Source organism: Priestia koreensis (genome assembly GCF_022646885.1).
GTDB classification, from domain to species: Bacteria; Bacillota; Bacilli; order Bacillales; family Bacillaceae_H; genus Bacillus_AG; species Bacillus_AG koreensis_A.
Window position 1 is genome coordinate 2764025 of record NZ_CP061868.1, and the last position, 14512, is coordinate 2778536.

A 14512-nucleotide genomic window follows, 5' to 3' on the forward strand; every position below is an offset into this window, starting at 1 on the left:
CATTTTCGTGAGATTTTGGAAAATTTTTCTACTGGAATGGGGTGTGTATACTCATCCATTTTTATTGTTACGCTTTCAAATTCTTCACAAACAGGACACGTTCTTTTCCTTCCCCATCGTAATTCTGATGTACAGATACCCCGTCTATATTCATGTTACCTTCTTCAACCTCAAAACCTAACTTTGTATGATAGGCAATGGACGTTTTGTTGACAGGAGACGTTATACAGCGAACAATATGTCGTCCTTCGTTTTGTATGACTTGAAAGAAATGCTCATACAGCTTGCTCCCAATACGATGTTTCCTCCAATTCGGATGAACGCCTACAAAATGAATGTACGCTTCATCAGCGTTTGATTGCGATAAGAAGCCTATGAGAAAGCCAACTACGACCTCATTCTCTTCCACAACGAAGCTCGTTTGCTGAAAGTGATCAAAAAACAATTTTGGGAGCATATCAACCATATTTCGCCCACCCCACCAATCGTTAATGAGCGGTGAAATGGTGTAGTAGTCAGTGCTTTTTACAGAACGAATTTTCAATTGCATTCTCCTCCTACTTGTATAATAAGTTCGTCGCTGTTCGCTTGTATGTATTCATATAATGATTATAAATGGAAGACGATCCTTTTCAAACCAATCTTTCAAACTATGTTACAATGAAACGAAAGGAGGAATAATATGGAATTCAAATATAAAAACCACCCTCTCTGGAAAGTAGCGGGTGGCATCTGGTTGTTTGTGTTACTAGCTGATTTGGGCGTCATGTATGTCTCATTTGGTGACAGTGCGACGAATTTCACCTGGATCTTGCCCCTTTTTTCTGTTGTAACGATGATTTTGTGTTTAATGGCCGCTTTTTTTAGCTTTCGCGTTCAGCAAACGGACTATGTACGAATAGATGATCAAATCATCTCCATTCATAAAGGTCCTGTTCGTCCTAGACAAAAGATTAAGTTGGTGGATGTGAAGGAAGGCCGTATTATGGATCAGCAAATGGTATTAATTCTAAGAAATGAACATGAAGTTTCTATTAACCTTCGGCAGCTAAGTATTACCAACAGTGAGCGATTACAGCAAGCCTTAAAGAAGTCTACGGTTATTCGCTAGACTTTTATTTTTTAAGAATACCTAGGCCAAATATAAGAAGGCCGATTAAAAAAAGAAGCGGAAATAGTAGCATCATCAGCGCTCCCCCACCGATGCCGTGATCAGAAGTGGCAGCTAGAATCATGCCGCCTGTTCCAGAAAGAAGTGGCGCAATTACAAACATCGTCATTAATCCCCAAATCACACGCTTTGTTTTTTTTGTTTTATCTTTTAATAGTGAGAAAACAAAAAAACAGACCAGTAGTAGAATAATAAACCAAACGACGGCAAACCCCACCATTTGAAGCTCCCCCTTTTTAATAGAAAAAAGCATGAGTATCTGTAGCTCATGCTTTCGTGTCGGTCATTGTACCTCTAGTAAAAGTCTATGCGTCGTTTTTATTCCTATTCCCACTATTGAGCTGTCTTTCGTATTCATCTTGTTCTTTTTTCCACCTGTAGTTATAGCCAATGGAGATAAATCCTAGCACGATTAGTGGAAACGTTATGTTAAGGGTCATCATCACATTTGTTTTTAAGTAGAATTGGTAAAAGCAAAAATCAAGGATGGCGACTAAAAAATAGACGGGAATCATGCGTTTCTTCCAAAAAAGTGAATTTTTCATACTGCACACAACCTTTTCCTATACGCTAACATGTTATCCAAACCTTAACAACCCTTGATGAATTTTACATGTTATGTTAGGGTGAAGGGGTCTGATAACCAATGAAAGGAGCTCGTCTATGCTAGTCAAAACCATCGTCGCATCCATTATTGCTGGGGTGCTTTTTGCTATTTTATCGCGCTTTTTTATGAAAACGAATAAAAATAATTATGTGCTCCAAGGGGCTTTGTTCGCGGTTATGCTATTTATTCTGTTCTCGATCATTAAACCATATAGCTAATCAGGGACTTTGCCTCCCTGATTGTTGCTATGCCACCTTAGAAAGAAATTGCTCTGCTACTTGCAGCTCCATTTTTGCGTCCCCTTTTATTTTTGCGCTGTGAGCTAAGTGCTTCATACGTTGAAAATGTGCGTTCATCTCTTCAGCATCACCTTTCATGTAGGAATTTAGCATTCGAACACGTTCCGCTTCAATAGAAGAGTCTCGCTTTAACGGCTTTTCCACCTCTCGGAAATTCTTCGCAAACATTTCGTCATTTTTTTCAATACATGCGTAATAAAAAAGAATTTGATAGACCATTTTATAACGAAATACGCTTGGGTAGCCGTGAAGGTTTTCTTCTATTCTCTTTGCGTAATTCCCGGCACGCTCTAGATCACTATTAACATAGGCACGAAACATGCGGTAATTATTCAGCGTCATTCCGTACACGTCATGATCTAAAAAATATCCACTTTCCGTAAATATGTCCTCCTCCATCGCTAGTGGATTTACACCACCACTCACTTCATACGTCATCATTACAATCTGAATTTCTGCTTTGTCTTTCGGCGACTTACGAATCAGGCTTAAAAGGTTTGCGCCATCAGACTTGAATCCGCCTGCTCGAAAAGGAAGCAAATTCGTGACGGCAGAAAAGGCACCAAAAATCGTGTTCATTAAAATAAATAAAGCAAGATAAGGCGCAGATTGCGTGATGTATGTAGAGAGAAGTAGATACGCTCCCAAAAGCGCCGCAAGCCCATTCATGACAATTCCTCCAGATAAAAAGATACCAAAGTTCATTTCTGACGCCTTTTTCTCAGTCGGAAGCATAATGCAAAAACCGCCTAAACCTTGTGCACGATTCCAGCTAAATTTGAACGTTTCTCCTTCTCGATCAACGGTGAATCCAGCTACGTTTAACGAGTGAAAGTGGAAGCGTTGAGTAAGACCTGCTAGTAAGTGACCTAGCTCGTGAACGAATATTTGAACATAATAAGAGAGCACCAAAAAGACGAGTATACTCCAAAGAGGTAAGCTCATTACCCACTCATCATTCGTATTCATTAACAATAAAACCCCAACAAACCCTAAAACTCCTCCAAGAACTAAACTAATTAAAATCGAGGAGGCGCTTTGCTTTTGTTTCTTTTTCTTCATAAAAATCTCCTTTTCTTGGGTTACTACTAGGTAATACGATTTAGTTTTAGGAAAGGTTTCAAAATGGTGGAAATTAAGCTAATTTTATGGAGAAATAGCGCATAAAAAAACAAGCGATGCGCACCGCTTGTTTTTCCCTACTTATAGATTAGACGGCTTCTGTCGTTCATCACTTGCTGAATAGACGCGGCTAACGCCCATTGCAATACTTATGAAGAAAAAGCCAACTACGTAGCCTGCTGGCTGAATATTAAATGCAAAGCATAAAATTGTAGCGCTTAATAAAACAATAAGAATGACAAGAAAAAATTTCCCCATGATGACTAATCCTCCCTATCATAATAAACTGGTTAAAAATGTATACGAATGAGGTAGTAGAAAAGTTTCATTTTTTAGTTTTGATTTCCTAAAATTGTCTAACTATGGGATGAATAATGTCTTTTTCGTATTGTTTAGCCCCTAAAATTTCCGTCATTTCACTCCATGCTGCCTTGATGTGATGCTTGGACCCTTTTTCATAAGAAACCCCATTCTTTAAAAAGAACGGGGACGATTTCTTCTATAAACACGTCAAAGAACTTTGAATTTCTTTCGCAGTATCACGACCATTTTGAATACATGCTCCAATTCCTACGCCGTAATAGGAACAGCCGGCTAACAGGATATTTGGGAAATGCATCTTCATCTCCTCCGTCAACGATTGAAGAGCTTGCTTATGATCAAGCGTATAGTTCGGCATGAGATTGTTCCAATATGTCACTTCAACCGATGCTGGACTTGTTTTAATACCGAGACTTTTCTTCACGTCGCTCAGCGCTTCTTCGATAAACGCCTCTTTTGGCAACTTAATTAAGCGCTCGTAGGCAGGGTTCGTACTTTTATAAAACAAACGCACAAGCAAGCGACGCTTTTTAGACGTATGCGTCCATTTTCTACTTGACCATGTACATGCATTACAAGAAAGATCGCTCCCATTTGATACGATAAAACCCGTTCCGTTCGCAGGAAGTTCCTCATCTGGTACGTCAAAGCCAATGTAGACGCTTGTCAGCGACGAGTTTTTCATCTGATTAAAATGTTGATCAAGTACGCTATCCTTTAAGATAGCTTGTGCGACATCATGGGGCGTTGCGAGAACCACATAATCTGCTTCCATTTTTTCATGATTGTCGAATGAAATCATATATTTCTCACCCATCTTTTGAATGGAGGTTGTCGTTGTTCGTTTTAAAATCGTCGACTCGCTGACCTTTTCTTCTAGTCGATCAATAATCGTTGATAGACCATTACGAAAGGAGAGAAACTTTTTGTTTCCAGACTTTTGAAAGCGCTCTTTGTTTGCCCCGAGCCCTTTAATGATGCTACCATATCGATTTTTATAGTCGACTAAGTAAGGAAGCGTCGTCGCAAGGGTTAGTTTATCCAAATCACCAGAGTACACGCCTGATAAGACGGGGGCAATTTGGTTTTCAACAAGCTCATCGCCAAGAAACGTTTTTAAAAACGAGCCAATTGGACTATCAACCGTGAACGCACTGTTTTCTGATTCTAAATCTTGTAGCGCTCGCTCCTTTCCTTCCTGCGAAACGAGCGTGCTGCTAAAAAGAGAGTCTACATTCGTTGGAATACCGAAAATCGTATCCTCTGGAATTTTGTGCAGTGCCCCGTGAGAATAAAGATAAGAAGACCCTGTCGCATTGTAGACGACTTCGTCCTCTAGCTGCAGATCTTTTACAAGCGGCGCAACGCTCTCATTTCGTGTGACAATGGAATCTGCTCCGGTCTCCATTAAAAAGTCATCTTGCTCCACGGTGTGAATTTTCCCACCTAAATGGTCATTTTTTTCAACTAATACAAGTTCTATATCAAGGTTTTGCTGATTTTTTAACCCTTGTAAGTCGTACATAGTCGTGAGGCCTGTGATGCCTCCTCCTATAATTACGATTCGTTTCATAATTACACGCTCCTAACACATCAAGTCTACCGTCTTTCCTCTTTCTTGCCGAACCGAAAGTATGATTCTATTTTACCAACTTTTACGGTCAATGTATCGCACGACGGGTTAAAAATCGTGACAAAAAAAGAAACAAAAAGCTTCAAATGATTCTGAAGCTTTTTGTTTCTTCTATGTATTAAATAAAGCTCTTGGTCATACAAACGTGTGGAATATCTGCTTCAATGAACGGCTCTGATATGGTTTCATAGCCAAGCTTGTGGTAAAAGCCTTCTGCCTGCGTTTGTCCGTGCAGCTTAACAGAGGTCGCTTGTCTTCTTTTAGCTAGCTCCTCTAACGCCGCAATAATGCCTTTTCCTAAACCGAATTTGCGATAAGGCTCTAATATGCAAATACGTTCAAGCTTTCCTACATCACCGATCATGCGCACACGACCTGTTCCTACCGGTTGACGATCATAGTACACTAAAATATGGTCACATGAGCCATCAAGCTGATCAAATTCATCAAACTCTTCCGCTTCTGGTACGTGCTGTTCGTCAATAAAGACGGCTTTGCGAATGGAGAAGGCATCCTTTAGTTGTTCACTTGTGTTGACTGTCACAATACTCATTGCTGTCATCCCTTCTTATGTTTTGATCATTGTAGCGAAAAAGAAGCGCGCTGTAAACAGGAAAAAAGAGTGCCAGAGGGCACTCTTTCCCGTACTTAGTCACTGATTGACTCATCGCGCGTGCTTTTTTTGTTTTTTTCGCCCTTTATGTCAAGCTTCAGTTCCTCTTCTGGAATATGATCAACCGTCAAATCACTCTCTGGATGATCTACTAATCGCTTCTTGTCTAAGTGTTCAGGGTCGTTTTTAACCTTTAGCTCTTCGTCTTTTCCGTCTACCATTTCAAGCTTGTATTGCTCCATCAGAATTCCTCCTAAGAGTAGTACGATGACTGTTCATTATGCGTGTCTGCTACTCGAAATGTGTTTACTATGTATGTAGCCCATTTAGGTGGAAGGTAAACCTCGATCAAATCGCTTGTGTAGATTCATGTTTCTTATGTATTACTCTTGAATCCAAATCGTTTTCGTATACCCAATCTGAAAGCCCATACGTTCCATATTGGCATGACTTACTGAACCAAACCTTGCCTGGCTAACAGCTAAATAACACTCTTGATTAAGCGATTCTGCTAATCGCTTTTGTATTAGGGCCGTTTGCACACCTTTTCTGCGCTGTTCAGGAATTGTTGCAGCAGCAGCCATCGTCGCCATTCCATCTTTCAAAAATAAGACGCCAATTCCCGCTGGTTCCCCGTTTGCTTCTGCAACATAAAACGACCATCCTTCTTTTCCAAATAGGATTTGATTGTTTGAAGCTACCCCATTTGCTAAAAAAGGCGGCATTGAAAATCCTTTTGTATACAATTCACCAAATAGAGAAAATTCATCTTCTCTTAATTCTCGAACGGAAACGGACGCATTCATTTGTGCTTCTTCTTTTATGAGCGGCTTATAAAACGAGGTATGAAAATCATGCTGATAAAAGCCTTTTTTAGCTAAATAGGTCAATAAGTCAGACGAGACATGTGCAGGCGTTAGTTCAAAGCGAACGGGTATCCCCTTTTCTTTATAAAAAGCAAGAATGTCTGGCACATACGATTCATCTCCGTCTTGTAAACCTTTTACGGTATTAAAGCTTGGACCTGGGATGCTTTGAACAGAAAAAGCAGTTGCACGTCCAAATTGTTGAATCTCAACATTCATCGGGTTTCCTGGGAGTTGTTGCATCGCAGTAAGACGCGATGTTAAACAATCAATCTCAGCATGCTCTAGCAACAAGCCTTTGCTTTTCGTTGTCATATCTACTCTAGCCTCTCTCTCTTAAAATGATGTTCACGCTCTATCTTACATACGCGTAGTGAAAACGAGTCGTACCATTCGCTTTTCCCTTTTTCTTGTGCCACTTTGTGAGCTGCATGATTTCTCCATTGATTAATATCTTCTAATGATCGCCAATAGGATATGGTAATGCCAAGTGAGGAATCCTGTGCACTTTCAATCCCTAAAAACCCTTTTTGCTGCTCCGCAAGTTCCACCATTTTAATCGCCATTTCCTCGTATCCTTTTTGCATGGGCGTGCGAGTAGAGGTGAAAATCACTGCGTAATAGTCTGAAAAATGACTCGTCATCTGATCCCCTCCATTTTCAAGTAAGATAAACTGATTCTCTGTGAACAGAAGTAAACCCTTCTTTTTTTCTCGCTATTAGAAAAAAATGTCTTTTTATGTCAATATCATCGTATAATGACGTTTTTTAGAACAGAGGCGTCAAAGCATCGTTTCATCACCATGAAAAACAGGGTATATTTTCTTAAAAACCCAGCATTATGATAAAATAACGGGGATGGGTTTTTAAGACACAAGGAACAGGAGAACAGACGATGAACAAAACATTAGAAGAACTACAAAGTCGTGTAAAAAAAGAGCATCAGGATATTGCTAAATTTGCACAGCACATTTTTGAAGAATTAGATCATAAAGTTGAAGAGCATCGTTTACTAACGGCTTCCAATGCGTTAGCTGGTATTAATCCGGACGGAAAAACGGAAAAGCTCTACCTTGATTTTGTGAATGAAACAAAGCGTACGATTATTGATGTTCTTTTGAAGACAACACAAGACTTTGAACATCAAGGCGATAAATATTGGGACAAAAACTTTAAAGACGGCGTTGACCAGTAAAGTCTGCGTCCCCCTCTTAAAAACGTTTGGATAGGATTCCAAGCGTTTTTTTGTCTTAACCCTTTCCATCCTATATACTTCCAAATTTTTGATATAATGCTAGAAGATACTTTTAAGGGAGGCTTCACGATGAAATTGCTGTGGAAAATCATTGAATGTATTGCGGTTTCTCTTGTTGTCATTGGGATCATCCAATTTTTAATTGAAAAGTTTTCATAAAGCGGTCTAAAGAGAGCAGAAAATGACCGATCATACATAGAAAAAATTGCTAAGATACATTTAAGAGGTGGAGAAATATGGGATGGGTTGAAGGAATACAGCGAGCAATTGCATACATGGAAGGCCATTTACTTGAGGAGGTGTCGATAGAGGAAATCGCAAGAGAAGCCCACTCTTCTGCTTTCCACTTTCAGCGCACATTTTCTCTTCTTACCGATATCTCGGTTGGAGAATATATGAGAAGGCGACGCTTAACCCTTGCCGCAGAGGACTTAACACGAAGCGATATCAAAATCATTGATCTTGCGCTTAAGTATGGGTACGATACGCCCGAATCGTTTTCAAAAGCCTTTAAAAAGCAGCATGGCATTAAACCAAGTGAAGCAAGAAAAAATGCTAGAAACTTAAAATCATATAATCGCTTAACGATTCAAGTAAGCATAAAAGGAGCCGAACCGATGAATTATAAAATCGTAGAAAAAGAAAGCTTTCAAGTTGTTGGATTACGTCGTCCGTTTTCAGTGAAAAATGGAGAAAACCTGAGTGGAATTCCAGCCTTTTGGAATGAAGTGAATGGAAATAAAACGGATGCAACGTTATTTCAGTTAAATGATGGGGTGGTAAAGGGCGTACTTGGCGTTTGTGATACGAAGGAAGAATCCCCTCTCATGGATTATTGGATCGCTACTGCTCATGAGGGTGAAGCACCAGATCCATTTGAATCTCTCGAAATCCCGGCATCCAAATGGGCCATCTTTGAGGTGCGTGGACCAATGCCTGATGCGATGCAAAATACGTGGAAGAAAATTATCCAAGAATGGTTTCCATCAAACAGCTATCGCCATGCTGGTACACCAGAACTTGAAGTGTATACGGATGAAGATCCAACGAGTCCTAATCTGTACTCTGAAATTTGGATTCCTGTCAAATGACGAATTATCAAGGAAACGGCGCTTATTGCTATGCAAACGGAGGGTCTATGCTTTTAGCTTCCATTGACGAAACCGTATCTCCTTCTCTTCTCGAGGTGGCAAGCGGATTCTCACTTGGTGCGAGCTTGGTACGCCATAACCTTCTTCATTTTGACCAAGCTATGAGCAGCCCTGATCAGGCGCTAAACCGTGCTTTTCATCATTTAGGATTTCAAGTTGCAGAAAACGTTAAAGACAAAGATGCGCCTATGCCCATTGCCGAACTAACTGAAGCATTAAAAAACGGACCGGCTCTTTTAGGTCCTCTTGATATGGGGATGCTGACCTATTTGCCCAATCACCCCTTTCTTCATGGCTGTGATCACTACGTACTCGCTATTAAGATAGAAGGTGATCGCCTTCTCCTTCACGATCCTGCCGGCTATCCGTACGTTTGGTTTCCGATTGCCCAGCTAGAAAATGCGTGGAGAGCGAAAAGCATTACGTGGAGCAGCGGTGCTTATCGCTATTGGACATCCCCGAAACGAATGGAAGCTCCGTCTAATGAAGTGCTCGCTCAGCGCCTGCTATCTTTTTACGAAGAAATATATCGTTGTCATCAAAAAGAGCATCAAGCAGGTAGTTCAATCATTTATCAAAAAGCAACAGACATGAAGAGAGATCTGGTGTCCATGGGAGAAAAAGAGCACCTCAGACACTTCGCCTTCCCTGTCGGAGCACGACGAGCACTTGATTTTTCTCAGTTTTTTCAACAATCCTCTCCTACTTTTTCTTCGCTAAAAAAAGCACAGGCTGAGATCTTCGGTGAGTGCTATACGTATGCCTCTTATGAAGATTGGCGGATGGTTGGTGAAACGTTGGAGAAGCTTAGTGGAGTTGAAGAAGAGATTGAAAGGTTATTTGGAGATAAGGCTGAGTCTTGAGGACTCAGCCCTTTTTCCCTCTTCATTCCAAGTCTCTTGCCAAAAAATGAGAACGCTTTTATAATGATAACAAAGAGATGTACCGAAAGGAGATTGAAGCAAAACGATGTGGATCACTTTGTCATGAGTTCAAACAGTACACGTCCTTTATTTCTGCGCTTTTAAGGCCAAGGGAGACGTGTGTCTTGTTCACGATCATACAAAGGAACGCATGGTTTGCTTTTTTTGTCTCACATAGCAGTGAGAAGACAAGCAACTACCTTATGTGTATGTTGCTTTTTTTAGTTTCTACATCTCTTTTACCATAGGCGTTCCTTCATACTAGGAGGAATAAATTCATGAATCATTTATCTAAAATAGCGATTGTTACGGGTGCCAGCAGGCCGAATGGAATTGGTGCGGCACTGTGCCGGGAACTTGCAAGAAAGGGAATTCATATTTTCTTTACGTATCTTCCCCACTACGATGTTCAAACTGGTTATGATGATGTTCAGGACAACTGGGCAGAGATCTTTACGAAAGAACTATTGCAATATGGCATTCGTGTCGGAAGCATGGAAATTGATTTGTCGACTGCAAATGCCCCTACGCTTCTTCTAGATGAGGTTGAGCGTACGCTTGGTACTGCGAACGTTCTCATTAACAACGCAACACACTGTGAAGAAGTAAGCTACAAGGAACTTACAACTGATATTATCGCAAGGCACTGTGCCGTAAATATTACGGGTCCTACCGTGCTTTCAGCGGAATTTGCCAAGCGGATTGAGAGGGTTGGATTCGGGCGAATTGTGAACTTTGTTTCCGGTCAGGATAAAAGTCCAGAGCCTGGAAATCTCGCATACGTCACAACAAAAGGAGCCATTTCAGCTTTTACGAAAACCCTTGCGCTAGAGCTTGCTCCTTATCATGTTACGGTAAACGCCGTTGACCCAGGTCCGACCGATTCTGGGTGGATGTCTCAGGAAATCAAGAGCTTTTTACAGCCAAAGTTTCCAACGGGCCGAATCGGTACGCCTGACGATGCAGCCCGACTTGTTGGGTTTTTAGTGAGTGACGACGCTAGATGGATTACTGGACAAATTATTCACTCAGACGGTGGATTTATAGATTAATAGAGTAAAGACGCATGATGGCATGCGTCTTTTTTGTTGATATTTGAACACTACAAACCTTAAAACGTTTTACTCTTATTTCCAAATTAGTTAAACTTATCTTAAGATTTATTCTATATACTTCTATAGAGAAGAGGTGATCAACATCGGCTACATAATGGAGCTTCGAAAAGTAGTTGGAAGTCGTCCGCTCCTCATGGTTGCGGCAAACGTCATTTTATTAGATTCACAGAATCGTATTTTGTTACAGCTACGAACAGACAATAACTGCTGGGCACTTTCAGGTGGATCATTAGAAATTGATGAAACGCTTGAGGAAGCAGCAAAGCGCGAGGTTTATGAGGAGACAGGGCTTGTAGTGAATAAGCTTACCCTCTTCCACACGTTTTCAGGGAAAGAGTTTTATTATGAGTATCCAAACGGCGATCAAGTGTATAACGTAGTCTCTACGTACATTTGCCGGGACTATGAGGGAGAGTTGAATCCTGATCCGGTTGAAGTAAAGGATTTGAGGTTTTTCTCCCTTGACGAGCTTCCATCAGAGATTAGTCCTCCTGAGCGCCCCATCATTGAACGATTCTTAAAGCTTTATCACACGAAGTAAACAACATCGAGAGAAGGTTATGTAATGATTAGTAGCGTTACCGCATTATTATTAGATGCAACAGGTATTTTTGTACCCGTTCCATCCAAAAAACATCGAGTTGCCAAGAAGAATTTTAATCAGCTTCAAAAAGAAAGCTGGTTTCAGTCTCTTTTTAACCGGTATGGAAAGCTGATTTTGTTTAATCCAGTCATTCGCGACTTTCTTGGCCAACAAGATGTAGCGAGTCTTAAACAAAGCGAAAAACTGCGTACACATTTTCTTGAAAAGCTTGAGGAGCTGTTAAAGAAAGAAAAACTATAAACGAGAGGTCATGCCTATGTTTTTACGAGCACGAAAAGCCCTGATGATCAGTACATCAGCCCTTCTCTTGTTGGGAGCTTGCTCATCTCCTGAAGCGACTACTAAGAAAAAAGAGAGCAAAATTGATCAGAACACGGTCGTAACGGATGATCAAAAAGTGACGTTTAAGCTCGTTAATCGCGCTCACTTATCCACCAAGCAGGTAGACAACGTTAAAAAGAAGCTGCATGAGGGCTATAACGTCATTCGCCACTTTACGGATACGGGCTATACTCCGCCAGCGAATATTATGGTTATGTTAAATCCCGATAGCAATAACCCATCGTTTGGAGGAAAGAACTTTATTCGCTTGGAAAATGCCGACCGTGGTACATATGAATTAATTCATGAAATGACCCATACCCTTCTTAGCTATGACGATGATAAGGGCTATGTTACACAAGAAGGGCTTGCGACGTATATGGAAAATCAATACGGAGACTTAAAATTGTCGGTGGACCAATTTGTTCGCTACTTTATAAAAATGCACGCCCGGGTACCTTTGTCTCGTCTCACGGATGAAAAAGTCGCCTCTTCCTATTTTCGACCGTTGCTAGATGCTCCTGAAAACGTAACGCTGCGCCAAATTAGTTATGTTGAAGCAGGTTCTTTTGCCACCTATTTGCTTGATGTTTATGGTCGAGAAAAATTCACGCGCGTGTACAACCAGTCACCGTTAAATGAGAAGTTAAAAGACGTGTATGGAAAAGACGTGGCACAGTTAGAAAACGAGTGGCTAGCTGAGGTGGCGAAGACTCCTGAGCTAACGGAGGAGGAAGCGGATCGGTATCCGTTTCTGCAAAATATACCGTCCTCTTTACAAAAATTAGATCCTGAATTGTTCGCCAAGGGCCGTTAATATAGAAAATCTGATGCTGAGACCCGTTACAATGGACGATTTTCCTTCTATTTTAAAATGGAGCAAAGACGTAGCATTCTGTGTGGCGAACGGTTGGGGCGTAAAAGCAGTACAGGCCCTCCTTCCCTATGCCAAGAAACAGCTGGCCATTCGCTGTCTTTGTACAGAAACGAATGCAACAAATACACGCGCACAAAAAATTCTTACAAAGCTTTCTTTTCAACAGATTAGCCAAAACGGAACAGACATGTATCGAGGTGAACAAACTCATCTTCTGCAGTACGAGCATGTTTTAAAAGCCCTTTCACTTTGAAGGGCTTTTTTGTGGTTTAAACTATTTTTCCACTAAAACATTTATCTACTAAACGATATTGATTAAATAGTCTTAATATTGTATAATTTCACATAAATTATGAATTTTTAGTACATATTGCATCAAGCGTTCTTTTGGTGAGTGACATAAATCTTACACTCACCTTCGCCGATCTAAAAACAAATTGAAAGGATGACAAGTATGGAAACGACCCAAAAACAGATTGTATCACAGGAACAGCTTGTAGAATGGAGACGACATCTACATATGAATCCAGAACTCTCCTTTCACGAAGAAAAAACGTCGCAGTTTATTTACGACACGCTCATCCAAATTCCGAATTTAGACGTGACGCGTCCAACGAAGTATAGCGTGATGGCTCGTTTAGTTGGGACGAAGCCTGGTAAAGTGCTTGCAATTCGCGCAGATATGGATGCCCTCGCGATTCAAGAGGAAAACTCGTTTTCGTTCGTCTCTCAAAATCCTGGTGTCATGCATGCATGTGGACATGACGGTCATACAGCGATTTTGCTAGGAACGGCTAAAGAGCTAGCAGATCGCCGTGACTCTATTCAAGGCGAAGTGCGCTTCTTCTTTCAGCACGCAGAGGAAGTGTTCCCAGGTGGGGCGCAGGAAATAATTGATGCTGGCGTCATGGAAGGCGTGGATTATGTGATTGGTGCTCACCTGTGGTCTCCGCTTGAAGTGGGGAAAATCGGTATCGTGTATGGTGGTGCAATGGCTTCACCAGACGTATTCCGTATTACCATTTCTGGTAAAGGTGGACACGGCGGTATGCCAAATGAAACTGTTGATAGCATCGCGATCGGTGCTCAAGTTGTTGCAAATCTTCAGCATATCGTCGCGCGGACAACGGACCCCTTCAGCCCTCTCGTCGTATCCGTTACGCAGTTTCACGCTGGTACAGCTGACAACGTCATTCCAGACAGCGCCACAATCGCTGGTACGGTTCGCAGCATGCAGCATGAACTTCGCGAGGATACGGCTAATCGCATCGAGCAAATGGTAAAAGGAATTACGGGTGCACACGGAGCGACCTATTCGTTTGAATTTGAATACGGCTACAGACCTGTTGTTAACACAGATTCCGTTACTGCGAAAATTGAACAGACGGCAAAAGAATTGTTCGGTGAAGAGCGCGTTGTTCGTACACAGCCAACTATGGCCGGTGAGGACTTCTCTGCTTATCTTGAACATGCGCCCGGCTGCTTCTTCTTTGTCGGGGTGCGTAATGAAAAAGAGGAAAGCACCTACCCACATCACCACCCTCGCTTCACCATTGACGAAGCGGCACTATCCATCGGAAAGAATTTATTTGTACAAGCCGCTATGGATCTTTTAAATGAGGAGGCTGTCTAAC

General features: G+C 41.3%; 21 protein-coding genes. 11 read left to right on the top strand and 10 right to left on the bottom strand.

Annotation, left to right across the window (positions count from 1 at the left end; all coding sequences use genetic code 11):
- Positions 1-67: 67 nt before the first annotated feature.
- Entirely contained in the window at positions 68-544 is a 477-nt protein-coding gene (locus IE339_RS14470) for a GNAT family N-acetyltransferase (protein ID WP_242168595.1), read from the bottom strand.
- A 138-nt stretch (positions 545-682) separates the two neighbouring features.
- Here IE339_RS14470 and IE339_RS14475 point away from each other — a divergent pair, with 138 nt between their 5' ends.
- Positions 683-1111 carry a hypothetical protein gene (locus IE339_RS14475; RefSeq protein ID WP_242168597.1) on the top strand — a complete coding sequence of 143 codons (429 nt, stop codon included), beginning with the start codon at positions 683-685 and terminating at the stop codon, positions 1109-1111.
- Positions 1112-1115: 4 nt separating this feature from the next.
- Here the strand turns inward: IE339_RS14475 and IE339_RS14480 are convergent, their stop codons facing one another.
- Together IE339_RS14480 and IE339_RS14485 are read right to left on the bottom strand one after the other, a co-directional pair.
- Positions 1116-1391 carry a hypothetical protein gene (locus IE339_RS14480; RefSeq protein WP_242168599.1) on the bottom strand — a complete coding sequence of 92 codons (276 nt, stop codon included), beginning with the start codon at positions 1389-1391 and terminating at the stop codon, positions 1116-1118.
- An 85-nt stretch (positions 1392-1476) separates the two neighbouring features.
- The gene (locus IE339_RS14485) at positions 1477-1716 is read right to left on the bottom strand and encodes a hypothetical protein (protein ID WP_242168601.1); all 240 of its coding nucleotides are present in this window, start codon (positions 1714-1716) and stop codon (positions 1477-1479) included.
- A gap of 118 nt (positions 1717-1834) precedes the next feature.
- On the opposite strand from IE339_RS14485, the gene IE339_RS14490 reads away from it, so the two are divergent.
- On the top strand, positions 1835-1996 hold the full coding sequence (locus tag IE339_RS14490) for a hypothetical protein (RefSeq protein WP_242168603.1): 162 nt from the start codon (positions 1835-1837) through the stop codon (positions 1994-1996).
- Between the two features lie 27 nt (positions 1997-2023).
- Here the strand turns inward: IE339_RS14490 and IE339_RS14495 are convergent, their stop codons facing one another.
- From IE339_RS14495 to IE339_RS14525, 7 genes are all read right to left on the bottom strand, one after another.
- Positions 2024-3139, bottom strand: coding sequence for a zinc metalloprotease (locus IE339_RS14495; RefSeq protein ID WP_242168605.1), 1116 nt, complete (start codon positions 3137-3139; stop codon positions 2024-2026).
- A 141-nt stretch (positions 3140-3280) separates the two neighbouring features.
- Positions 3281-3457, bottom strand: a complete 177-nt coding sequence (locus IE339_RS14500; protein ID WP_157052686.1) for a hypothetical protein — start codon at positions 3455-3457, stop codon at positions 3281-3283.
- A 241-nt stretch (positions 3458-3698) separates the two neighbouring features.
- Entirely contained in the window at positions 3699-5093 is a 1395-nt protein-coding gene (locus IE339_RS14505; protein WP_242168607.1) for a protoporphyrinogen oxidase, read from the bottom strand.
- A gap of 178 nt (positions 5094-5271) precedes the next feature.
- On the bottom strand, positions 5272-5706 hold the full coding sequence (locus tag IE339_RS14510) for a GNAT family N-acetyltransferase (protein ID WP_242168610.1): 435 nt from the start codon (positions 5704-5706) through the stop codon (positions 5272-5274).
- 95 nt (positions 5707-5801) lie between these two features.
- Entirely contained in the window at positions 5802-6008 is a 207-nt protein-coding gene (locus tag IE339_RS14515) for a hypothetical protein (RefSeq protein WP_242168612.1), read from the bottom strand.
- A 141-nt stretch (positions 6009-6149) separates the two neighbouring features.
- On the bottom strand, positions 6150-6947 hold the full coding sequence (locus IE339_RS14520; protein ID WP_242168614.1) for a GNAT family N-acetyltransferase: 798 nt from the start codon (positions 6945-6947) through the stop codon (positions 6150-6152).
- Between the two features lie 2 nt (positions 6948-6949).
- Positions 6950-7276, bottom strand: coding sequence for an antibiotic biosynthesis monooxygenase family protein (locus IE339_RS14525; protein ID WP_242168616.1), 327 nt, complete (start codon positions 7274-7276; stop codon positions 6950-6952).
- 251 nt (positions 7277-7527) lie between these two features.
- Here IE339_RS14525 and IE339_RS14530 point away from each other — a divergent pair, with 251 nt between their 5' ends.
- The 9 genes from IE339_RS14530 to IE339_RS14570 all read left to right on the top strand — a co-directional run bounded on the left by IE339_RS14530 (position 7528) and on the right by IE339_RS14570 (position 14511).
- Entirely contained in the window at positions 7528-7827 is a 300-nt protein-coding gene (locus IE339_RS14530) for a hypothetical protein (protein ID WP_242168618.1), read from the top strand.
- Positions 7828-8123: 296 nt separating this feature from the next.
- Positions 8124-8978, top strand: a complete 855-nt coding sequence (locus tag IE339_RS14535) for an AraC family transcriptional regulator (protein ID WP_242168619.1) — start codon at positions 8124-8126, stop codon at positions 8976-8978.
- Positions 8975-9901, top strand: coding sequence for a BtrH N-terminal domain-containing protein (locus IE339_RS14540; RefSeq protein ID WP_242168622.1), 927 nt, complete (start codon positions 8975-8977; stop codon positions 9899-9901). Before IE339_RS14535 ends, IE339_RS14540 begins: the two co-directional genes overlap by 4 nt.
- A gap of 338 nt (positions 9902-10239) precedes the next feature.
- Positions 10240-11013, top strand: coding sequence for an SDR family oxidoreductase (locus IE339_RS14545; RefSeq protein WP_242168623.1), 774 nt, complete (start codon positions 10240-10242; stop codon positions 11011-11013).
- Between the two features lie 145 nt (positions 11014-11158).
- Positions 11159-11617 carry an NUDIX hydrolase gene (locus IE339_RS14550; RefSeq protein ID WP_242176207.1) on the top strand — a complete coding sequence of 153 codons (459 nt, stop codon included), beginning with the start codon at positions 11159-11161 and terminating at the stop codon, positions 11615-11617.
- 24 nt (positions 11618-11641) lie between these two features.
- On the top strand, positions 11642-11920 hold the full coding sequence (locus IE339_RS14555; protein ID WP_242168625.1) for a hypothetical protein: 279 nt from the start codon (positions 11642-11644) through the stop codon (positions 11918-11920).
- A 16-nt stretch (positions 11921-11936) separates the two neighbouring features.
- Complete coding sequence (locus tag IE339_RS14560; protein WP_242168627.1) at positions 11937-12818, top strand: gluzincin family metallopeptidase; 882 nt, start codon at positions 11937-11939, stop codon at positions 12816-12818.
- A gap of 31 nt (positions 12819-12849) precedes the next feature.
- A complete protein-coding gene (locus IE339_RS14565) occupies positions 12850-13131 on the top strand; it encodes a GNAT family N-acetyltransferase (protein WP_242168629.1) in 282 nt (93 codons plus the stop codon).
- Positions 13132-13332: 201 nt separating this feature from the next.
- Positions 13333-14511 carry an amidohydrolase gene (locus IE339_RS14570; RefSeq protein WP_242168631.1) on the top strand — a complete coding sequence of 393 codons (1179 nt, stop codon included), beginning with the start codon at positions 13333-13335 and terminating at the stop codon, positions 14509-14511.
- The last annotated feature ends 1 nt before the right edge of the window (position 14512 follow it).